This window comes from Paenibacillus sp. RU5M (assembly GCF_900221055.1).
Lineage (GTDB): Bacteria > Bacillota > Bacilli > Paenibacillales > Paenibacillaceae > Paenibacillus > Paenibacillus marchantiae.
Genome location: NZ_OBQM01000006.1, coordinates 307,650 through 331,128 on the forward strand (window position 1 = coordinate 307,650; position 23,479 = coordinate 331,128).

Consider the following 23,479-nt stretch of genomic DNA (forward strand, 5'->3'; position numbering starts at 1 on the left):
GTTACATCAATCAGGTTGTATTGTGAATTCAGGAAGTCCAGCGGACATGAACCTCTGCATTGTTCTCGTTGCCATGTTCGTACTGAAGAAGCACTGTCTTTGAATCCGGGTCCCATTCCCATACCACGGGGACCATCTGCTCTTGAATGACATACTGGGCAGATAATGGTCTGGCCTTGCAATACAACCTTGCTGTTGCCTTCATGTTGGAAGGTCCTCTTGCAATGAATCGAAAACCTGTGGCCGACTGAGACAGACCTTCTATTCGGGAAGAAGCAGCAATGACGGATACTTCTCCAGCCGTTGGACGACCCGCTTCAATATCATAGAGCAAGGCTTGCTCTCCCGGATTTAGGGTCACCTGGTTCAGCACTGAGAGCTTTGAATCAAACAAATCCACAATCGGACCTGGAATGACTACTGCCTCTTCGCTGACCGATTCATCGAGAACCGATACGATTAGATAGGGACCTCGTCTAATTTTGAAATAAGGCTTCGATACCCACTGTAGTTCTGGTCCGTGGACAGCTTCCATCGTTTCCTTCACAGATTGGCGCAGCCGATCAGCCCCTGCCTTGGATAAAGTGAAGTCAGCCGGATGTTCATCCAGCCAGCAAACTACCCCTTTTCCTACCTTATTGACACTTTGCCTCTTATCTTTTAGACCTAGCTGTTCAAACAAATGTGCTCGAGGGGAGTTATACGTCTGATCTGACTGCTCTTGCTTGCGGTCATGGTTCCACCATGCACGAATATCGTGATACGGGTCGCTGTCATCGCCTACATAGATTAACGCTCCACCATCCTGTACCCACTGTGCAAGGGCATAATGAATGTCCGGATATTCCGGTTTGATAAATTCATAGCTCAGTATGAGCACACGATAAGTTGCCAAGTAACCCGGATACCGCCTTACATTATCCAGTTGAAGTGGACGGACAGGAATACCATGTTTCAATAACGGCAGTGTCAGACCGTAAAAAGGAGAAAAATCGAGCAGTTCTGTATCGCCATCCTCCTGGAATCCTTCAGGATCTGTCCCATCGTATTTACCGGCATGAGGTGCATTTGGATCTGGCTTCATTCGTTGAAACATTGCTGAGTCAGCAATAAAAACGCCAACTTGTAATGTCTCCTCTGCTGTTTCAATCACATCCTGATTCATGTTACCAAGCGTGTGCATGACCTGAAGCAAAGTTGTGGCATAGTCTGACGGAATTTGCTCCTTGCCAGAGCCATCCTCGGATGGATAAGTGCCTTGAAAGATTCGTCGAGGCCAAGGTGCGACTTCATAATGGGCGACCCCGGGATGCAGCAGTGAGGCAACCACCGTTTTTAAATAGTTCTGGCGGTAATCAGCCCAGGTATAATTCGGGTTATCTTCGATCGGATCATGCAGGAACCACATTCGTCTGTCGGTCCCACGAACCAGTTCCTGCATGACGCCATATTCAAGGTAAGCGGTTTCAAACGTACGTTCCTTACGCAACCCTTCATACACATTGGGGGTTCGGGATGTCCCGGTCCAGATCTGTGCAATATACCCATCGATGGAGGGTAGCTCTAGAAGCTGAGATTGTGGACTGACAATACGCCACTGTGTGTAATTAATCAGACTATGAGTCGGAACATAAAAGCGAAGGACACGACCATAACGTTTTAACGCGTAGTCCTTCATCTCGGCACATAATCGGTCCAGGACACGTGTATATAAATACGCTTTTAATTTGGAAGCTCGAAATTGGGCATCAGGTGAAGCATGTGGCGGAATCCAAGGCTCTTTGTAATACAACTGCCATTCCCGTTTAAAAGCTTCTGAATAGCCTCCGTTTACCCAGAATTCAGGTTCCTCCAGATGGATGGCTTCCACACCGGCGTCAACGGCAATACGTATTCGATCCGCTATGTAATGACCAAAGGAAATGGTAGGCACCATGTATGGAATGACTGGCTCGCTCCCATGAAGAATCATGTTGCCTTCCCGGTCCATTTGAGCTTCATCCCAATGTGTTGCTCCATCGACCTCACCATCCAAATAGCTGTTGTAGGTCCCCCAAGCAACTCCTGTCATCAAATGAACCACATATCCTTTTTCTTTCCACTTCAGAATGCGTTCCTGCATCGACTCATCAATCCCGTAAACCATCACAAAGTCAGTCTGCAGATCATAATCCGGATGGTAAGCAGCAGATTCTTGAAATCCCGTACGCTCTTCCTTTCGATCTCGTGCCATTTTCTTAACCTCCCCAAGTTCGTATTTGATTTGGGTTGCAATGTATGACTATCCATCTTTTTCTAGACTATAATATATGATATGAATATATTCAATATGTTTTTTATACAAACATAAAAAAACCTTCTCCGCTTCTCTACGGAAAAGGTTTTCTTTTCTTGTGAACTTTAAGTTCGAGGAACCGTTCCGGTGGTTTGACGTACGACCAGCTCGGGTTCAATCAGCATTTTGCTATAACTTTTCGCTTCCCCATGACCACGTAATACTTCCAGTAATTTAGCAGCCGCCCGATACCCCATATCCCGCTCAAATTGCTTAACATGGGTAAATATACTGAATTCCTCCACGATTGAGGTGGGATCATCGAAGCTTACTATCGATACATCTTCAGGCACTTGAAGCCCTGCTTGCTTGGCCATTTGATAGATTTGCACACCCAACCTGCCGTTAAGCGAAACATAGGCTGTGACCATTCGATTTTGGATATATCGATACAAAGGGTGGGCCTCCGCTTCCTTAAGTTCAGTTAACGGTTGGAAATCTGTGATCATATGAGCAGGATTAATTAACGCGCCTTTGCCTTTTAAAGCCTCAATATAACCTTCGATCCGCTCCTGAACCGTAACTGTCTGAAGGGGAGAATCGGAGCAAATAGCGATATCCCGGTGTCCGAGCTCCCATAGATGCTCCACAGCTAGCCTTGTGCCCCGTCTGCCATCTGCCGCAATATAATGTGTCTCGACCCCTGGCAAATAACGGTCCATCAGTACAAAAGGAAAACCCGAGAGCTTCATGCCAAGGATCTCCTCGTTGTAGTTCTCTTCATCAACAGGAAAGATTAATAGACCTTCTGCCCCAAGCGCCTTCATTTCCTTGATGACATCCTTCTCTTTATCCACCTTGCCATGTGTAAACATGATCATGCTGCGATATCCTTCGTCACGCAAGGCTTGCTCAATTCCCTCAACGAGCCTGATGGCAAAATAATCATGGATGGAGGGCACAATGATGCCAATCATTCCTGTAGACAGTGTCCCCTCTCTACCTTTCATTGTGTTCGCTTGCGATGAGGTCATAGAAGCACTATCCGCTTCTTCAGCTACAAAACTACCTTTCCCCGGCACACGCGCAATTAACTTTTCATTTGCTAATCCGGTCAAGGCATTGGCAACTGTAATTTTACTGACCTGAAACTGATCCATCAGTTCCTTCTCTGTCGGTATGCGATCACCGGGTTTCATATTTTCTTGAGTTATGACATGTCTGATATAGTCCTGGATTTGTTGATACAGTGGAATTCGATCATTTGTACTCATTTTGATCACATCACCAATTCATTCATAATATTTGAGATATATAATATATCCTTTCACCTGCAAGTGCAATAAACAAGCTGAGCTTATCTGCAGTTGCAAAGATTATCTCCTTGATATCATCGCATTTAATATGCCTGATTTCCAGGAATAATGGGAAGTTTTGTCGAACCCCTTGTAAAATTATATATGAATATATTTAATATGTGTTGGATAGAGATGTGTGGATTGGCTTTTGGCCACAAGAGGAGGGTGGGTATTACGGGCACATACTCTAATTCTTGACTATAACAAGGAGTGAATTCGCCATGGCTCGTAGATTCACGATGCTCTGTTTAGCTCTCATATGCGCTTTTTCATTAACCGCCGGCGCTGCTTCAGCTACGGAAACGGATGTACAGACAGCCAAACCTGATGGGTCCAAACACCGTGAACTACCAAGTTTCAAAAAGCCGAAACATTTGGATGCAGCCGACATCTATGATGCGCCAGGTGATATCAAATTGTTGCTGGGAACATTACAGGGTATCGTTAACAGAGAACAACCCCGAATCTATCTGATTGAGTCCCAGGAAGAAGGAAAATTGACCTGGCTTAAGGACATCAAGGTGCCTTACACGCTTCATCAGGATTATTGGGAAGTGTTCTCTGCTTATCGCAACGAAGTCAAAGGCATGGTTGTATATGATCCCCAAGTACCTGATACGATTAACGTAGCAACCACGCTCGCAGGACTGAAGAATGCTGTGGTTGCCAGTCCCGAGTTAGCAGTCAAATTGTCCAAAGCCCCTTACAAATTGAAGATTGTAGATGACCTGCGGGGTAAATTCAATAGTCGGATAGATGCCTATACCTGGCAATATGAGAATCTGTGGAAGAAAACGAACCACCAGATGTTAATTGGACTTGATCCGGATACGGCGATTCGCATTCCATCCGGCATGCCTGAATCCTTTGTTACGATTGCGGAGGAAAAACAACAGATTCGAGATGCAAGCAACCGTGACACGTATTCCCTGGACCTTTCTTCACTCTTGGGAAAATCTTCAGTATATCTCCGATTTGATGACGCTTTCACTCAGGATGGCTGGGGACCGGCTGTACATGAGATTACGGTCAAGGCGGATGGAAAAGAGATCGCTAACTTTATCGCAGGAACACCGGAAGAAGAACAATTCCTCTATGACAGACAGAATTCCAAGGTTGCTGAAGGAGAAGGCGGCCACCGTTTCGCCGATAATGGCAATTATTTTGTGTATGAATTCACTCCTCCTGCGGGTACTCAGAACCTGACGGCTGAAGTGGACATGTGGAATCAGTATAAAGTATCCGCGGGTAATATCCGCCCTCTCTCGGCTGAGCAACGGGAGCCCTATGCATATTTAAGGGATTATGCAGTCGCTAATAAAGCGATGGTATTCTGGTTGGATTCCAATATACCTGAGCAAAAAGCACTCTTCGAGAAGATCATGTCTGATGTAAAACCCGGAACTCCCTACCTTGGCTGGTTTAGCAATGATGTCGAAGGTGAGTTCAGCTCCGTTGAGATCGCATCTCGATATGGCGTCTATGTTCTTGCAGCCGATTGGTTCAGCAACCTGACTGTTTTCTCGGGGACAAAACCGAATCTCACCCCGGTGAAAAAATCTCCGCGACCTGCGCTGGAGAACAAAATCTATGTAACGTATACCTTTACGGAGGGTGATAATTTTCAGTATAACCAGCATCGCATGCGTGTGATGTGGGATGATCCGGCCAGAGGTAAGGTTCCGATTAACTGGACTTCAAGCCCGCTTCTCTACGAAGGTGCTCCAGCAATATTGAATTATTATGTGAACACTGCAACCCCGAATGACCTGCTGATCGCTGGACCGTCCGGTGCAGGATACTTCTATCCAGAGGCATGGCCCGACTCAAGCTTCCGGCAATTTTTGCAGCAAACTGAAAAATATATGAAAAAGACTGGCATGACCATTCCTTATGTGTTGAACCGTATAGACAGCGAGAATGTACCTCTCACGCCATTTAAAGCCAAGGCTTATGCACAGGATTATCATGCACCCGGCTTATTCATCAGCTATGAAGACAACTATGGTGTGGAAATCGTTGATGATAGCCTGCCCGTATCCACAATTCGTGGGATAAGTACCGTGCAGGATGGATTACAGGTGCTGAATGAAGCGAAAGCGAATTGGGATGGTAAATCGCCATTGTTCGTTTCCCTTGGATTGCTTGCATGGAGTACGACTCCATCCGATGCACTGGCGATCACCGAAGAACTCGGAACAGAATTCAAGGTTGTCCGTGCTGATGACTATTTCTCCCTAATCCGAGAAAGCTACAACTTACCCGCTAGCAAGTAATCACCATACCTACAATGAATTTGCAGACGCATAAAAGCATCGTACCCTGAGTAATTGGGTACGATGCTTTTTTCGAATGAAGCCTCACCGCTGATTTACCGTTTAACAGTGACACCGGAACATAACAGCACCGCATGATCTTTCTCTTGGAAAGATTCATGCAGGCGCTGACCTCTAATAATTACTATCCTATTAACCTATCTTCCACTCAAATGGCTACTTCTTCACTGGTCTATCCGGTTTACCTGGCTTATCCGCTTTGCCGTCTTCCAGCTTAGCAGCTCCTTCCAGCAGAAATACGCCGCTGAGCTGAGCCGTAAGGTCGAGTGGGTTCTGGGCTGCTTTCCCCCAAGCTTGACCGAACAATCCATTGTCCCGGCTACCTTTCAGTAAGGCATCGGCATTGCGATAGACTGCCTTTTTCAGGCTCTTGTTATGCCCGACTTCATACAACTCAACCATGTAGCGGATCAGGATGCCTTTGAACAACGCACCGTCCCCGTCGCCGTCCTCTTTAAATATGCCCGTCTTCTCATCCGTTAAGGTCTTCAAAGAACCAGCTGCGGTTTTCTCGGCATCTTTCAAATACGTCTTCTTTCCTGTTATCCGGTAGAGTTCAACACCCGCTCCGATAAACGTGCCTTGATTGTACGTAAAGATCCATGCTTCATTCACATCCAGTGTGCCATCCTCCTTCAGCACCAAACCATCCGCTACCAGGCCCGTTTTCGGATTAACCAGATGTTGTTTCTCCCAATCATATATTTTTTTGGCCCATTCCAGATCCCGCTCATCGCCAAAACGTTCATACAACCTTGCAGCCAAGATAGCGGCAGGCCCATTGGAGCATGCATTTCGGTTATAACGCTGATCCTTTTTCCAAGCCATACCGCCAAGCTCATCTTCCCACCAGGCGGTCTTGATGTCATCCCACAACTCCATTACGTATCCCTTCATCTCTTCACTGCCTGTTGCATCATACAGACGAAGCCCGGCGAGCGCGAGCCATTCCATATCATCGTAGAATTCATTGTGAAGTGAACCATTTCGTGCAATGATACTGCGAACGAGTTCTTCTGCACGCTCAGTGTAGGCCTTGTCTCTTGTACGTTCGTATCCGTCCACCAATGCATCGACCGCATGGGCCTTCCACCAGTAATTCAATGCCTGTTCACCTTCTGGTGTTGATGGATAAGCATTATTCATCATTTTTGATGCATCGTTCCAGTAGTATTCATGCAGCTTCTCTTGCGACCACTGCGCCTGATCTGCATAGCGATTCTTGCCACCGCTTGTTGCCCCCATGGTGGTGACCAGAATAATGCTGAGTACCAGCGTGAGGCTCACCATTTTCCTTTTGCTCATCAGATCCCTTCCCTTCTCCAATCGACTTATAACTAACAGTTTTACCCGTAAAGCAGTGTCAATCCCTTGCTCCAGCTCTGTTCACGCCTGTCCCTGACGGTGTTCCTTCACCCCCTTCCATATTTCTCAGGCAGAACTGCAGATGATGCTGATAACCAGAACTATTCTTTTACGGCTCCAAGTACGATTCCGTGGATTAGATAACGTTGCAGAAAAGGATATATCATCAGAATGGGAATCATGGATACCAGAATTTTGGCAGAATTCAACGTTGTATTGGAGATTTTATTGAACTGCTGCAGCTGTTCGACCGAAAGATTCTGCATCTGATCACGTGTGAGGCTGAGCTGCTGCAGATAGGTCTGGAGCGGGATTTTGGAGCTGTCGTTAATCAGAATGATGCCGTCAAAGAAATTGTTCCAGTGCCCAACAATAACAAACAGCATGATCGTTGCCAGACTCGGCATGGAAATGGGGATGAAGATTTTGAGCAGAATTTTAAGCGGACTGGCACCGTCAATAAATGCGGCCTCTTCCAGTTCCTTTGGAATTCCCTTGAAGAAGTTCATGAGGAGAATCACATTAAAGACAGGAACTGCCCCCGGCAGAACCAGCGCCCAAATGCTGTTGATCAACCCCAACTTGCTGATGACCATATACCATGGAACGATTCCGCCGCTGAAAAGCATTGTAAACACAATAATCCACATATATGTGTTTCTCGATCTGAATTGTGTGACGCTTCGTGACAACGGATAGGCCATGAGAATGGTCAAAAACATGTTGATTGCTCCCCCCAGCACCACCCGCTCGACCGAGATGAAAAAAGCCTTCCAAAACTTCGTATCATTCAGAATCTGGCCATACGATGAGAAATTCAGCTCCACTGGAAAAAAATAGACCCGACCTGCATTAACAGCTGTACTGCTGCTGACGGACACCATAATGGTATTGACAATCGGCGCCAAGGACATGAACGTAATCAGAATTAACGCAAACATAATCAACAGGCGGGATAGCCTGGAGCCGAGCGATTTGGATTGAATCATGCTAACCCTCCTAGAAAATTCTGTACCCCGCATACCTCGAAGCCAGTCTGTAGGAAATCACGATCAGAACAAAGCTGATCACCGATTTCATCAGTCCAATCGCTGTTGCAAATGAATATTGCATGTTGATCAGACCCATACGGTATACAAAAGTATCGATAATATCGCCCGTTTCATATACCAGCGGATTATACAGGTTAAACACCTGATCAAAACCCGCATTCAGTACATTACCAAGACTCAGCGTACCCAGCAGGATAATCGTTGGGAACATACCCGGCAGCGTGATATTCAGCGTCTGTTTCCAGCGACTTGCGCCGTCCATTGCGGCAGATTCGTACAATGCAGGGTTGATTGCCGTTAATGCAGCCAGATAGACAATCGTCCCGTAGCCAAATTCCTTCCAGGTATCCGTCACAATGAGCAGCGGCCTAAACCAGTCATTACTCGCCAGAAACATAATCCGCTCCAGTCCGAGAAACTCAAGGAAGTTATTCACCATGCCATCGAAAGAAAAGATCATGGTCAGCATGGTGCCCAGAACCACCCAGGACATAAAATGCGGCAAATAGACGATGGTTTGAATTGTACTCTTGAATACTTTCAGACGCACCTCATTTAACAGCAGAGCGAATACGATGGGTACAATCAACCCTAGAGCAATCTTTCCAACTGCGATGACCAATGTATTAATGAAAATCTGCTTCGCGTCCGGCAGTTGAAACATATATGTGAAATTGGAAAGCCCTGCCCACTTTGACCCGAATATTCCTTTGGCGGGAATGAACTTTTGGAATGCCATCACGACCCCGAACATCGGTACAATTGAGAAAATGAACAGCATGATCATGCCAGGCAGCAGCATAAAATGATAGGTCATTTCGTCAAAGGTTTTACGTTTCTTTTTGCTCCGGTAACGCACTTCCCGCTCTTGATTAACGGTTGTTTCCATTTGCGGCATTGTCCTTTCCACCTCCATCATGTGCCTAATTGGACAGGTTTTATCGGCGAAAGCCCGTGCGAAAGTCCACCATCAGGCTTCCGCACCTAAGCTCATGCAATCGTCATCTGTTGCTCATCTCGTTAACTTCTTCTGTAATCTCATCTCCACCCGTACGCTTCCAAGTGTCGACAAACTTATCGAATTCATCTACAGGGGCTTCCCCCATAATGATCTTGAGCATGGTTTCCTCTTCGAGCTTCTGCAGATTCGCCCACTTCAGCTTCATCGTCTCGGTTGTTCCGTAGAAGCCTGCGGGAATCACTTCCAAATTCGGGTTATTCGCCTCACGCTGTCCCTCGATCCGGGAGAGATATTCACCATAGGTGTTTGCATCGATCGCATTACCTTTCTCTTTGAATTCCTGATAGGCCTTGAAAGAAACCATTCGATCTTCCTGAACAGCGGAAGCATCTCCGGCCTCATACGCCTTGATCAGATCATCGTAATACCGCTTCAGCACATCGTCATAATCCACTTGCATCGGAATCTGGGTAGGATCATTGTTCCAGCGGCTTGCATCGGTGAGCAACTCGTCAGCATGCTCTTTCTTGTAATTGATTGCGTCCTCCGTTAAGGAGTACAGGAAATCCGTTGTTAAATTGACTGATTTCATAATCGCTTCAGGATGAGCAAAATCCTTCTTCACAACGACGATACCACCGCCCACCGGATCTTGCCGGATCGTCTTGAACTTGCCATTTTCATCCACTGGTGCAGATACGGCAACCCAGACTGCTTCAGGATCTTGTTTAATGGAATCCTTGTAGTTGGTGTAGCCGATCCACCATGGATTAAACACCATTCCGGCCTGTCCGTTGATGACGAGAGCTTCCTTCTCTTCACTCGACCGGACAGCAAACTGTTTATCAATCAAACCTTCTTTATACATGGCGCTCAGCTCTGTCAGCGCTTGCTTCACTTCCGGTTGAACAGATCCATATTCAACCTGACCGTTCTTCTGAATCCAGTTCATCGGAAAGGCACCGTGCGCAGCAAAGATCGGCGTAAAGTTCATCGCATTGGAATCCATGACCATACCTACCGTCTTGCCTGTTCCCGAAACGTCCTTCTCCACAAACGTTCTCGCAAGATTCCATACATCCTCGACGGATTCCGGGAGCTTCGCGCCTACTTTATCCACCCAATCCTTCCGGACCCACAGCAATTGGTGCTGGTTTCCGATATTCGTCATGGGCAGACCCATGATTTTACCATCCACCTTTACCTGATTCAGCAGCAAATCTCCGTAGGAACCATAAATATTTTTAACACCCTCGGATGCTGTCTTCTCATAAACCTCTGTCATGTCGGCAATGAGATCGTTATCCACCAGTTGATTGAATATTTCGCGGCTGACAAGCATTACATCCGGGAGGTCACCTGTCGTCATCGAGAGTGACAGCTTCTGATCCATATCATCTGTTTCCCAAGCCACCTTGGCTTTGACGTTCACCCGGTCTTCTACATAGCGTGTAGCCAAATTGTTTTCAATGGTATCGCCGGCAGGCAGATTGTTCACATGATTGGTATTTCGGCCAATCGTAAATTCCACGGGTGTCTCATATTTACCATAAGGTTCATAGTCCTGTTGTGAAATTTGCGGTTGTGCACTCTCGTTATTGCCCCCTGTACAACCACTGACTACAGCTATCATCATGCTTCCGATCAGCAGCGTAGCCATCTTACTGCGCTTCTTCATTCTGTCATCCCCTTTATCTGATTTGCTTTTGATAACCAAATTGTATGCGTTTTCACAATTGGCGTATATGCCACATTTTTCGGATATGTAACACTTTTTTTATGACCTCCAATTTACTTTATTTCTCTGTATTAAAAGTTTATAACAGTAACAAATAAGCGGTCGCAACAGCAACCGCTTCAGTACTAGCACTATGTTTTTAATGTAACTATACACTCTATCATGTTGCCGGAAGGACGATTGACACTTCCGTTCCGCTGCCTGGCTCACTATGAATAACGAGCCCGTAATCCCGACCATAATACAGCTTGATTCGGTCATTAACGTTCCGAACACCACATCCGCCGTTCTCTCCTGTTAACAACCCTGCCGTCTGCATAGGCGTCATGCCAACACCGTTATCACAAACGGTTAGTTTAATCCCTTCTCCCACCCGGTTAACTGTAATGTGAATGCGATAATCTATCGCATCTGCCTCCACAAAACCATGCTTGATAGCATTTTCCACAATTGGCTGCAAAATAAAATGAATCACCTCGGTATGTAATACCTCGTCATTGATATGGTAATCCACATCAAATCGGCCATCGTTCATGATGAGCTGCAAATCCAGATACGCTTTAATATGCTGCACCTCAGCTTCAATGGTGGCCATATTCTTCCCCTGGTTTAGTGTTGTTCTATAGAAACGGGCTAATGCAGATACCATATAACTCGTTTCTATATCCGCCTTTTTCTCGGCCCTCCAGCGTATAAATGAAAGGGTATTGTACAGGAAGTGAGGGTTGATCTGACTAATCAACTTGTTATATTCACTTTCCTTCTTGGCAATTTCGGCGTGATACACCTGAGAGATCAGGCTGTTGATCCTTGTCAGCATTTTACCGATACCGTTAGTCAGCTCACCAAATTCATCCCTGGATGAACTCCGGATAATCACATCCAGATTGTTCCGCTCTACCTTGTCCACCTTGTTCTTGATATGGATAATTCTTTGCGTAAAGTTATTAGAGATGACATAAATGAGCAGGAAGGTAATGACCAGGCTGAGGATGATGACAAACAGCGTAATTTGAAAAATACTCATTGCATTGGCGTACGCATTGGTATTCAGCAGATTATAGTGAATGGTCCAGCCGTTGTTGGCGAGTGAGCGGCTAAGACTTAGATCGCCAGACTCCCCAACTTTCGAACCTGCGGCCACAGCAACACGCTTTTGGTTTTCCTGAAATATCACATGCTGCTTCGCGTCCTCAATATGAACAGCTACATGTTCCGACAGATTGTCCAGATCTGCAAAGATGCTATCATGCTGAATGGAGATCACCATAAAATTGCTGTCTTTCGGATTGCTGATCAGTTCCTGAACGAGATAAAGCTTCTCCCCATCCACAATCCAGCGCCTGCCTCGAAATCCGTCATACCAAGCCTTACTCTTGAGATCCCCAATTGGCAAAATATTATTGCGGATCCCCAATAACTCCCCGGATGTATAAAAGGTAATGCCTTCAATATCATCATCCATCAGCCGGATGTTCGAGATCAATGGCTCCAGAATGTCCCGGAAATCCAGGTACATATTATAATAATTATCTTCGTAGTCTTTCGTAAATATTTGCGATAAGTCCCGATTAAGCACCATGAACTCACTTAGCGTATTGTAGCGATTAATCTTATAATCCATAATGTTAGCCACCTGCTCCAGACTCGCTTCAGCTTCGCTCCGCAACTCCTTCATTTGAATACGGTAAGACTGTATGAAGGAGAGCAGTCCAAGCAGAAGGATCGGAATGAGTGCAATCACCAAATGGGATAACAGCAGCTTGTTTCGGAACCTGATATCATTGAATTTGCTCTTGATCCATCCGATCATGAAGCACCCCGCACTCTCTGAACTGTAACGGACTGACGCCAAACCTGTTTCTGAACAGCTTGGCAAAATAAGAATGATTGTCGATGCCAACGGCCCCTGCAATATCATTGATTTTCATATTCGAATGAGCCAGCAGATGGCTTGCACGCCGCAAACGATAATCGGTCAAATATTTCGAGAAGTTCTCCCCGGTCTCTTTTTTAAACAAAATGCTCAAATACCCTGGCGATAGATAAACATCGTGGGCTGCCTCGGATAATGAAATATCTCTCTGATGGTTATCCTTCACATAATCCTTCACCTGTCGAATGACCTTCGATTCCACGGATTCCGGTTCGGGACCTCCGCCATAAGCACGGATCTGCGTGATATCCTCCATCACCTGTAGAAACTCTTCCCTAACCAGTGGCTTGAGCAAATAATTAACCACACCCAGTCGAATGGCACTGCGGGCATATTCAAATTCATCATAACCGCTGCAGATCACAATCTTTATATTCTGCTGCGTTTTCCTGGCTTGTTTGCTAAGCTCTAGTCCGTCCATAAGAGGCATTTTGACGTCGGTGATGAGGATATCAATCGCGTTCTCTACCAGAATTCGCTCTGCGCTCTTTCCGTTCTCGGCTTCCAATACTTGAAAGGGAAAGCCGTAGTGAGAGATCAAATCCTTAATGCCTTCTCTTTGCACGCACTCATCGTCAACAACAAGAACATTAAACATCATGACATCTCCTTTGCAAGTAAAGTGAAGGCAAACTATAAGGGGACTATCTTGGTGTACATAGTATTCAGTCATATCGTAGTATATCATAGATTTAGGAAAGGGCTTTCAAAAAGGTAATCCACCAATTTTCAGGCATCGATGTCCGTGATTTAAGTGCCCAGCGACATAGAAATATCATGTAAAACAACAAAAAAAGCCGCCAAAAAGGCGACTATTTCCGTACACGTGCTATCCCTTAACCGCACCTAATGCAACGCTGCCTATAATTTGTCTGGAGAATATCGCAAAGACAATGATAATAGGCAAGATCGAGATCGCAACACCCAAATACAACAGTCCGTAATCCATTCCATAATATCCTTGTACCAGCGCAACGAGTACCGGAAGCGGATATTTATCCAGGGAGAAAAACAGGACCAGCGGCGTGAGAAAATTATTCCACGAACCGATAAAGGTGAATATACCAAGGGCCGATATGGCCGGGCCCAGAATGGGCAAGACAATCTGATTGAACGTGCGGAACTCCCCTGCACCATCTACACGTGCAGATTCAATAATCTCGTCTGGAATGCTGCTCTCCATAAATTGTTTGATAAAAAACACATTAAATGCATTCGCCGCTGCCGGCAAAATGATCGCTGCATAGCTGTCCAGCAAACCTAACGTACTGAACAGACGATACATCCCGATCAGCGCGAGCTGCCCAGGCACCATCATGGTGGCAAGCAAGAACAGGAATAGCCAGTTGCGACCTTTGAACTTGAACTTGGCGAAGCCATAAGCCGTTAGTGAACCGATATACAAAGATAGCACCGTAGACGTTCCGGCAATGAAAAAGCTGTTGGCAAACCCGCGCCAGATATTGATTTTGGAAGCCATGTTCGTATAATTATCCAGCAAGAAGGGGCCGGGCAGAAACGTAAATGTCGATGCAATCGTCGCATTATTATGTGTGGAATAGATGAGCATGAGATAAAATGGAATGATACAGAGCACGGCAAGGCTAATCAAACACAGATAAATAATGACTTTGCCCAGTGTCAGACGCCTCACAGTATCGTACTGCTGTAGAGTAACTTTTTGTTGTTCGACTGGTTTGACGGTTGGCATTTCATTTCCCCCTCCCTATGCACGGCTCTTGCGCTTCGTCATCATGAAAGATACGACCGATAGCAGGATAATGATGATGAACAGACAGAATGCAATGGCCGCCCCATAACCAAAACGTGTACTTTGGAATGCCACATTATACAGATACATAATACTCGTCATGGCTGCACGATCCGGACCACCCGTTCCATTCGTCAATGTAAACGGCTGATCGAAAATCTGAATACCCCCAATAATGGACGTGATCATCTGGAACAGAATGATTGGGCGCAGCATTGGAACGATGATATGAATGAAAATATGTTTCTTTTTCGCCCCATCCATTTGAGCGGCTTCCTGCAGTGACGGATCAATACCCTGAAGGCCTGCCAGATAGATGACCATGGAGTAACCAAAGTATTGAAAGAACAGAATGGATGAAACAATCAGTCGCATAAACCAGGGATCATTTTTCCAGTTAATTGGATCATCGATAAGTCCAACTTGAACCAGAAAATGATTTAAACCGCCGGATTGCCAATCAAAGATCAGACTCACAAGCAGACCCAATGATGCAGCGGTAACGATGTTGGGAAAGAAATAAACCGCTCTGAAAAAGTCTCTTCCCTTAAGTAACTTGTCGTTGAGGATAAAGGCGAGTACAAGCGAAACAGTAAGTTGTGGGACTACAGAGACACCCCAGATAAAAAGAGTATTAAATAATGTCTTGTAGAACAAAGGATCTTGCAGAACAGCAATATAGTTACCGAGTCCGACGAAATCCGGCGTGGTAATCCCATCAAAGTTGGTGAAGCTGATATAGAGAGAATACAGAATGGGGTATAGCCCAAAAATGGCGAAAAGAATGAAAAACGGAGCAATGAAATAGTATCCGTAATGATCTTTGCGGATTGACTTGGCAAACATGATTTGTACCCCCAGTCATCGGATGATTAAAAGGCATTCGCTTACTTCTAAGCTAATCCACTTCCAGCTCCGGAAATCTCAATTTGACATCACGCTTGATTCGTTTTACGGCTTCTTCTTTGGTCTGAATGTCATTATTGAGATACAACTGGAGAACATTTTTGAAGATGTCATTGTTAATGGTTGAATCATATTTGGTTCGCTCATATACAGGAACCTGCTTGGCTGCTTCCGAGAAAAACTCAAAATGCTTCTGCCCTCCCAAATACGCTGAAGATACAGATCCCGCAAGCTGATCATTCACGACCATGTTGCTTGTGAAATAGTCCTGTTCCTTCGCCAGCCCAGACAGAAAATCATGATCAAAGTTATAAAACTCAATAAACTTCCAGGCCAGATCCTTTTTGTCACTTTTGCTGTACATCGCAATATAAGTTCCACCGGCACTAAAAGCAGATGGCCCCGGCGAGAGACCCCACAATCCTTCGGTATCCGGAGCGTTCGCCTTAAAGGTGTATTGCAACGCCCAGGTTGCTCCCGGATAGAACATCACTTGGCCTTTTTGCATCGAAGCCGCATATCCTGCACTACCATCATCCAACTCTGCAAGCACATGCCGCTGACGGGCTTCACGAACAAGGTCAAGCACCCTCATATAAGAGGGATCGATGACTAACTTCCCATCCTTAACCCAAGGGATACCATCATATGAATTGGATATCGCATTCCAGTTGGCAAGGGCATGAACTTTATTTCCACTCTCCTGCTCAACTCTCTCTCCAATTTCGAATATCTTCTCCCATGTATCAATTTGCGGCGCTACCTTCTCCGGATCGTCCGTACCCAAATATTCTTTGGCCAGATCTCTCCGATAATAAATACCTCCAGGCGTTCCCTGATAACCGATCGCTTTAATATTTCCTTCGCTATCCTTCTCATTAGCCTGCACAAAAGCATATTGCTCTGGAATTAATTCATTGGCGTTATACGGTGCTGCCGATAAATTCTCCAGATAAGGCACATCAATTAGCTCTCTTATATTTGCATTCTCGATCATAAACACATCCGGAGCCTTAGACGTTGTCTGTAGTGCAGACTTAAGCTTGGTGATGTAGAAATTGCCCGGAATATTGACAAAATTCACCTTAATGTTAGGATATTTCCCCTCGAATTTTTCAATAGCATAACCTGCTTCATCCGTAAAACTCCAGACGGTGATTTCCTCCTGCTTGGACTGGTTGGCTCCACTTGGTTGGCAGCCGGACACCATTAACACTGCGCTTACGAGTGCAATCATGGAGATATATTTAAGCTTAAACTTCTTCATGGGCCCCCTCCTTCAAAAAGGAAACGCTTACAATTTATTAGAGTATATGGATTTTGGAGAAGGCTTTCTCCCCAAATATTGTGAATCATCCTTCATATGTTGTGATATTTGTACGATGCTTCTTGCGAAATTCGGACGGGGTACAATCATTATATTTTTTGAACAGACGGTTGTATGAGTTCACATTGTTGAACCCATGACCAATGGCAATATCCAGAATAGATTCGTCGCGAAACAATAACGCCCATTCCGATTTGATTATTCGAAAATGATTCAGATATTCCATCAGTGTGATTCCTTTGATCTCTTTAAACAATTTACATACGTGAAACTTGCTGAATTTAATGTGCTCTGCGACTTGATCCAGTTTGACGGGTTCAGCGTAATGCTCCTCCAGGTATTCACAGACCGATTCAAGAAATTCAAATTTTTTGGAAGGCGTACAAAGGCATCCTGAAGTTAATTCATCTGTAATCGGTGCCTTTGTGCGCAGCATATGAACGATGAGATCATATAATCTGGCAACCATTAACCAGCGATACCCCGCCTGTTGATCTTTCTCTTCATTCGCTAAAGCATCTATATATTTCCCAAGATTTTTCTCATTACAAAGGTTGGACGGGATGACCGTCGTTTTGTTGAAAAGCTCACCCAGGTCATGGGTTTCTTTTTCGGTTGTGAAGCTTCCCGTTAATAACTCCAGCCGAAACAGGATAATAGTTAAATGATCTGTACCTGGCAAGAAACAGTGAATGTCTCCCGGTTTAATAAGCAGCACATCTCCGCGTTCAAGGTCAAATACATGGTTATTGATGCCAATTCTCGCGCTTTTCCCATTGACTACAACCAATTCAACCTCTTCATGCCAGTGTGCGGCAAAATTAAACTGTTCCTCGGTATGAATTACCTTGATTGGAAAACCTTCAGTCATATGACCTGTTTCAAGAAAAGTAGGTACACCCATCAAATCACCCTTTCCACATTTTCCAGTTCAACAATGATCTAGTTATCATTATTATGCATCAAGTATAGCTGTCCCTTCTAATCGAGATAAAAAACGATTGAAAAAACGAAAAAAAAGCTCCCCAACATTTGTTAAGGAGTCTCTATTATGAGTCTATCTTCTTAACAACCATGATCCTGAATAGTACCTGCTGAGAAGGATCAAAACAAAAAAGTCGCCTTATAGGGCGACTTCTTAAAAACTATAAGTATGATGTGAGGACAATAACGGATCGAGTCAGGTTCAACTTTTACCACTCTTCTTGATCCACTCATGCATGCTTTGCAAATTGGACTTGAAATACGTAGTGAAGAACCATTCCTGATAGGCTGATGGTACAGTAATTTCGTCCAAGCTTTGGTTTCTTTGAGCAGCATCGGTCACAAGTTCCAATAGATCCGTTATGTAGTCTTTGACTTCATGTAGTGCGTTCAATGAACATACTTCTCCATGCCCCGGTACGATGATTTCTATATCCAGCTGTTCGACTTTGTTCAAAATATCCAGCCATTGCTGAGGATTAGCATACATGAGAACCGGATGATGTTTAGATAAGACCAGATCCCCCATTATCGCAATTCTGTCTTTCGGAATAAACACCAGGGCATCGCTTTGAGTATGACCTCCGCCAAAAGTAATAAGTTCAACACTGCGCTTACTGCCATGAATAGTCATGTGCTGATCAAACGTTAAGTTCGGTAATGAATATACCAGATCGGGGAGCATCTTCATATATTCACGGTCACTGGCATTATCCCATTGCATTTCCTGTCTTAACTTTTCGTTTGTCTCTCGTTGTATTTGTTCATCGAGTTCGTCTATAGCATCATATATCGCTTCAGGTTTTGCCAACTGCTGCGTTATCCTGTTCCTAACAAAAGTATCCATAATTTCGCGAGTAATCGATGTGGAAATAATCTGTGCAGCAGGGACAAATACTTGATTGCCACATGTGTGGTCACTATGCCAATGCGTGTTGATTACATAAGAAGCCTTTCTACCCGTGAGGTACTCAGCGGCTGCCTGCAAATCCTCTGCAGCCTGTATCGTCGTGAATGTGTCCACAACTAGCGTTTCATCGCCTAAGTCAACTATTGTGGCATTGCCCAATGAACCTGTACCGGGAACTGCAATCGCAGCAAATACACCCTCAGTAACCTCATTCAATCGGAAATGCCTTGAACCTGTGAATGCCCCTATTCCGCGCATTATGGATACCTCTCCTTTCTGAATCAAACGTCATTATATACTAAAACGATCGATTAACCCAGTCTGAATCGACAGCGGTTTTCTCAACCTCTTTTTGGTATAGCCATAGGCTATAGCTAGATATAACTTAATGGAATTACATTATAACTCCGGATATGTGATAACTTTTTGGTAACATATTGTAGAGGAGTTTTACGTCATGGCAAAAAGCAGTGTATTGGGATATCCACGAATTGGTGCGGATCGGGAATGGAAGAAAGCCTTGGAGGCATTCTGGTCAGGTAAGCTCGAAGAAACAGATTTTCAAGCAAAATTGCAGGAGATTCGGTTAGATCACCTGCGCAAGCAGCAAGAAAAAGGTATCGATCTTATTCCTGTCAATGATTTCAGTTACTATGATCACATTCTGGATACTGCCGTTATGTTCGGAATTGTTCCAAAACGGTTTGCATATGACGGTGGCGCTGTACCTTTGTCCGTCTATTACGGAATTGCACGGGGAACGAAAGATGCAGCAGCAAGTGAAATGACAAAATGGTTTAACACGAACTATCACTATATCGTGCCTGAACTGGACGGTGCTTCCCCTGACCTTACGGAAAATAAACCACTTATTGCTTATCGCGAAGCTAAAGAGAAGCTCGGTATTGAAGGAAAACCGGTTCTTGTCGGACCGTTGACCTTCCTGAAGCTGTCCAAAGGATATGATAAATCCGAAACGAACGCTTGGCTGGACCGCCTGCTTCCGCTCTATGTACAAGTGCTTCAAGAGCTTGCAAATGAAGGAGTTCAGTGGGTACAGATTGACGAGCCAATCCTCGTTACCAAAACAAGTGATGCTGACCTAGAGCTGCTGAGTAAAATTTATGAGACGTTTGCATCTGCTGTACCAGGTCTGAACATTATGCTGCAAACCTACTTTGAATCCGTAGAGAACTATAGCAACATTGTTGCCCTACCGGTTCAAGGTATCGGACTTGATTTTGTACATGGAGCTACGGGTAACATTCAGTCCATTCAAGCGTCCGGTTTCCCAGCGGATAAAGTTTTGGGTGCTGGGGTTATTGATGGCCGTGGGATCTGGAAAGCCTCTTTGCCAGGAAAACTGAAGCTGTTGGATGAACTGGCTGAACTCGTGACACCTGAACGTTTAATCGTGCAATCCTCATGCAGTTTGCTTCATGTTCCGGTAACGACAGAGCGTGAAACTAAACTCACATCCGAACTGAAAAATGCTCTGGCGTTTGCAGATGAAAAGTTGGACGAGATCGTTCTGTTGACGAAAGCATTGTCTTCAAGAAACGCTGAAATCATCGCTGAAATTGAAAATTCCGATCGTACGATCCAGGCTCTCCAGCAATCTGAAGAGCGCAATCGTGTTGCTGTTCAAGAAGCCGTGGCTACACTCAGAGTTCAACAGCCGGAACGTTCCCGTCCGTTTGCCGAGCGTCATATCGCGCAGCAGGACAAATGGAAATTGCCACTTTTCCCGACAACGACTATCGGCAGCTTCCCACAATCCGCAGAAGTGCGTAAAGCACGTCAATTGTGGCGTAAGGGTGAGTTGAACAATGAGCAGTATGCTGCCTTCATCCGGGATCAAATTGATATCTGGATCAAAATTCAGGAAGAGATCGAGATTGATGTTCTCGTACATGGTGAGTTTGAGCGTACCGACATGGTAGAGTTCTTTGGCGAAAAACTTGCAGGGTTTGCCTTCACACAATTTGGATGGGTTCAATCATACGGTTCCCGTTGCGTAAAACCACCAATTATTTTCGGAGACGTTGCATTTACCGGAGAAATGACCGTTGAAGAAACCAAATATGCACAGTCCCAGACACAACGTCCTGTAAAAGGTATGCTGACTGGACCGATCACCATCATGAACTGGTCATTTGTACGGGAAGACATTCCGCGCGAGCATATCGCATATCAATTGGCGTATGCACTGAGACAAGAAGTCGAAGCACTGGAGCAGGCAGGTATTGGCATGATCCAGGTCGACGAGCCTGCAGTTCGCGAAGGACTGCCGTTGAAGGAAAACGAGCAAGCCGATTATCTGGCTTGGGCTGTCAAAGCTTTCCGTATCTCTACTTGCACGGTTCAAGACACAACTCAAATTCACACACATATGTGCTATTGCGAATTCCATGACATGATTGATTCCATCGAAGCGATGGATGCCGATGTTATTTCGATCGAGACATCCCGCAGTCACGGTGAACTGATTCACAGCTTTGAGTTGAACACTTATAAACTGGGTATTGGACTTGGCGTATACGATATCCATAGCCCACGTGTTCCAAGTGTGGATGAAATGACAAGCATGATCGAACGCGCCTTGCGTGTGCTGGACCCTAAATTGTTCTGGATTAATCCGGATTGCGGTCTCAAAACTCGTGGACTCGAAGAAACCGTCGCTTCCTTGCGCAACATGGTTGATGCAACCAAGATTGCTCGTGAAAAGCACGTTGCAGCAACGGTTTAAGTTGAATAGATAAATAATTCAAGAATTCGTTTATAAAAGGCGGACATTCCTATGCTATGGAATGTCCGCCTTTTAATATCATTATTTCGCTGTCTGCTCAGCAAAATAATGATCCACTGCATATTTAAATGATTGAATAAAAACTGAAACTGCCTTTTTACTCACTTCTGCATTGGGTTGAATGATATCAAAGCCATGATAGCAGCCTTTGTAGAGTTCAAAATCAACAGGTACACCTGCTTTTCTTAAGTTTTCTACATATTGAATCGTTTCGTCTCGAAACGGTTCTAAATCACCAACAAAAGTGACTGTCGGAGGAAGATTGCTGTAGTCGGTAGCTCGGGCAGCAGCCGCATAGGGAGGTACATCCTTCCCTACCAATTCGCCAAGATACAATTTCCAAGCCCACTGATTATAATCAGAGTTCCAAATGGGGGCATTATTGTCCTTAGCGGATTCAGTAATGATTCTATCATCGATCATGGGATACAGCGGCATTTGAAATGCAATGTTTACTTCTCCATTATCCCTGGCGTAAAGAGTAAGTGCAGCGGTTAGACCACCTCCAGCGCTTTCTCCGCCTACCATGAGTTGATCCTCTCTAATCCCAAGTTCTTTCACATGGCCTTTCATCCATAAAAGGGTATCATAACAATCATCTAACGCTGCTGGATAGGGAGCATCAATCGATAATTGATAATCTGGTGCAACGACTACACAGTTCCCTGCATCAATTAATTTTTTGTAGGTTGCCCCGAATTGCTCCGGGTTTCCCATGGCATATCCCCCTCCATGTATCCAAAGAACACCTGGCGCATTACCTTTGGCATGTAGAGGTTTATAAATTCGAACACGTATCTTGGAGCCATTACTTGTACGTGGTATCCATTCTTCACTACACTGTAAACCATCGATGTCTTTCCCCGCTGTTGAATCCGATCTTTTTTTGATTTTCCTCATCGAGTTAAGCCACTTTTCTTCATGAGAAGATTTCATTAATAAATCAATCAGTTTGCCTTTCAATCTTAATTGTTTATCAATCATTTTAGTTGTAACTCTCATCATGTTCCCCATCCTTTCAGGAGTTTTCTAAAATCCGGTTCGCAAGTAGTTGAACATGTCATCCAAATATTGATCCAACGTCATCTCCCCAGGAGAATTTGTTGTCCCTTGCCCTGGAAGCAGCACGTTGATACTTCCGTCGAATATCGCAAGGACAGCGCCGTATACAGCCCCCGAAAGAAGATGGGAGTATCCTTGGGGATACCGTCCCTGGGATAAATCGGTTAGTGTTTCCTGAGCCGTAGCTTGCAAACGAGAAAGCACGCTGAGAAGATAGGGTTCTAGCGTCGGGTACTGTTTGGAAAGCGATACGAGTTGACGCATTTTAGAAACATACTCTGCGGTTAGTGATCTCTTTATCAATACATATAGAGCATCCAACGGCAGTATGTTTTGTTGTGTAATTTCATTGAATGGCTCGTCATCGTAATGGTCTGTTGTAAGTATTGCCGCCATGGCTACCGCTTCTTCTTTACAAGAGAAATGGTTGGCAAACGTTTTTCTGGAGTACCCAGCCCTTTGAACGAGATCATCGATAATGAATCCATACAATCCCCGCTCAACCGCAAGTTCAAACGCTGCGCTGGCCAGCGCTTTGGTGGTTGCCTCTCTTTTGATATCACGCAAACTTGGTTTATTCATCGCTAAATAATGCCCGCCCTTCTGTTAGGGTAGATTTAGTCTTCATTCCTTCATGATAATACTATTACCCATTGTGTATTATTACACAATGGGTAATCAAATATTTC

17 protein-coding genes are annotated in these 23,479 nt (G+C 44.9%); 2 read left to right on the forward strand and 15 right to left on the reverse strand.

Annotated elements, in window-relative coordinates; genetic code table 11:
* Window positions 1-28: 28 nt before the first annotated feature.
* Window positions 29-2,233: a hypothetical protein gene (locus CRO25_RS19340; protein WP_079696101.1), complete on the reverse strand. Its 2,205-nt coding sequence runs from the start codon at window positions 2,231-2,233 to the stop codon at window positions 29-31.
* A 167-nt stretch (window positions 2,234-2,400) separates the two neighbouring features.
* A complete protein-coding gene (locus tag CRO25_RS19345; protein ID WP_079696102.1) occupies window positions 2,401-3,549 on the reverse strand; it encodes a GntR family transcriptional regulator in 1,149 nt (382 codons plus the stop codon).
* Between the two features lie 305 nt (window positions 3,550-3,854).
* Here CRO25_RS19345 and CRO25_RS19350 point away from each other — a divergent pair, with 305 nt between their 5' ends.
* On the forward strand, window positions 3,855-5,909 hold the full coding sequence (locus CRO25_RS19350) for a GxGYxYP domain-containing protein (protein ID WP_079696103.1): 2,055 nt from the start codon (window positions 3,855-3,857) through the stop codon (window positions 5,907-5,909).
* A 216-nt stretch (window positions 5,910-6,125) separates the two neighbouring features.
* Here the strand turns inward: CRO25_RS19350 and CRO25_RS19355 are convergent, their stop codons facing one another.
* From CRO25_RS19355 to CRO25_RS19405, 11 genes are all read right to left on the reverse strand, one after another.
* Window positions 6,126-7,274 (reverse strand): glycoside hydrolase family 76 protein, encoded by a 1,149-nt coding sequence (locus CRO25_RS19355; RefSeq protein ID WP_079696104.1) that lies wholly within the window; start codon window positions 7,272-7,274, stop codon window positions 6,126-6,128.
* A gap of 161 nt (window positions 7,275-7,435) precedes the next feature.
* The gene (locus CRO25_RS19360; RefSeq protein ID WP_063565073.1) at window positions 7,436-8,323 is read right to left on the reverse strand and encodes a carbohydrate ABC transporter permease; all 888 of its coding nucleotides are present in this window, start codon (window positions 8,321-8,323) and stop codon (window positions 7,436-7,438) included.
* Window positions 8,324-8,333: 10 nt separating this feature from the next.
* Window positions 8,334-9,203: a sugar ABC transporter permease gene (locus CRO25_RS19365; protein ID WP_063565231.1), complete on the reverse strand. Its 870-nt coding sequence runs from the start codon at window positions 9,201-9,203 to the stop codon at window positions 8,334-8,336.
* Between the two features lie 184 nt (window positions 9,204-9,387).
* Window positions 9,388-11,025 carry an extracellular solute-binding protein gene (locus CRO25_RS19370; protein ID WP_079696105.1) on the reverse strand — a complete coding sequence of 546 codons (1,638 nt, stop codon included), beginning with the start codon at window positions 11,023-11,025 and terminating at the stop codon, window positions 9,388-9,390.
* A 220-nt stretch (window positions 11,026-11,245) separates the two neighbouring features.
* Complete coding sequence (locus tag CRO25_RS19375) at window positions 11,246-12,898, reverse strand: sensor histidine kinase (RefSeq protein WP_079696106.1); 1,653 nt, start codon at window positions 12,896-12,898, stop codon at window positions 11,246-11,248.
* Window positions 12,867-13,619, reverse strand: coding sequence for a response regulator (locus tag CRO25_RS19380; RefSeq protein ID WP_064638482.1), 753 nt, complete (start codon window positions 13,617-13,619; stop codon window positions 12,867-12,869). The genes CRO25_RS19375 and CRO25_RS19380 overlap by 32 nt, the downstream gene beginning before the upstream one ends.
* A 231-nt stretch (window positions 13,620-13,850) precedes the next feature.
* Complete coding sequence (locus CRO25_RS19385) at window positions 13,851-14,732, reverse strand: carbohydrate ABC transporter permease (RefSeq protein ID WP_064638483.1); 882 nt, start codon at window positions 14,730-14,732, stop codon at window positions 13,851-13,853.
* A 15-nt stretch (window positions 14,733-14,747) separates the two neighbouring features.
* Complete coding sequence (locus CRO25_RS19390) at window positions 14,748-15,638, reverse strand: carbohydrate ABC transporter permease (RefSeq protein WP_079696108.1); 891 nt, start codon at window positions 15,636-15,638, stop codon at window positions 14,748-14,750.
* 52 nt (window positions 15,639-15,690) lie between these two features.
* Window positions 15,691-16,965, reverse strand: coding sequence for an ABC transporter substrate-binding protein (locus CRO25_RS19395; RefSeq protein ID WP_079696109.1), 1,275 nt, complete (start codon window positions 16,963-16,965; stop codon window positions 15,691-15,693).
* A gap of 85 nt (window positions 16,966-17,050) precedes the next feature.
* Complete coding sequence (locus tag CRO25_RS19400) at window positions 17,051-17,929, reverse strand: AraC family transcriptional regulator (protein ID WP_063565080.1); 879 nt, start codon at window positions 17,927-17,929, stop codon at window positions 17,051-17,053.
* Window positions 17,930-18,211: 282 nt separating this feature from the next.
* Complete coding sequence (locus tag CRO25_RS19405; RefSeq protein ID WP_079696110.1) at window positions 18,212-19,177, reverse strand: MBL fold metallo-hydrolase; 966 nt, start codon at window positions 19,175-19,177, stop codon at window positions 18,212-18,214.
* Between the two features lie 199 nt (window positions 19,178-19,376).
* On the opposite strand from CRO25_RS19405, the gene metE reads away from it, so the two are divergent.
* A complete protein-coding gene (gene metE / locus CRO25_RS19410) occupies window positions 19,377-21,668 on the forward strand; it encodes a 5-methyltetrahydropteroyltriglutamate--homocysteine S-methyltransferase (RefSeq protein ID WP_079696111.1) in 2,292 nt (763 codons plus the stop codon).
* Window positions 21,669-21,749: 81 nt separating this feature from the next.
* Here the strand turns inward: metE and CRO25_RS19415 are convergent, their stop codons facing one another.
* Together CRO25_RS19415 and CRO25_RS19420 are read right to left on the reverse strand one after the other, a co-directional pair.
* Window positions 21,750-22,712, reverse strand: coding sequence for an alpha/beta hydrolase (locus tag CRO25_RS19415; RefSeq protein ID WP_256863695.1), 963 nt, complete (start codon window positions 22,710-22,712; stop codon window positions 21,750-21,752).
* Window positions 22,713-22,757: 45 nt separating this feature from the next.
* Complete coding sequence (locus tag CRO25_RS19420; RefSeq protein ID WP_079696113.1) at window positions 22,758-23,372, reverse strand: TetR/AcrR family transcriptional regulator; 615 nt, start codon at window positions 23,370-23,372, stop codon at window positions 22,758-22,760.
* Window positions 23,373-23,479 lie beyond the last annotated feature (107 nt).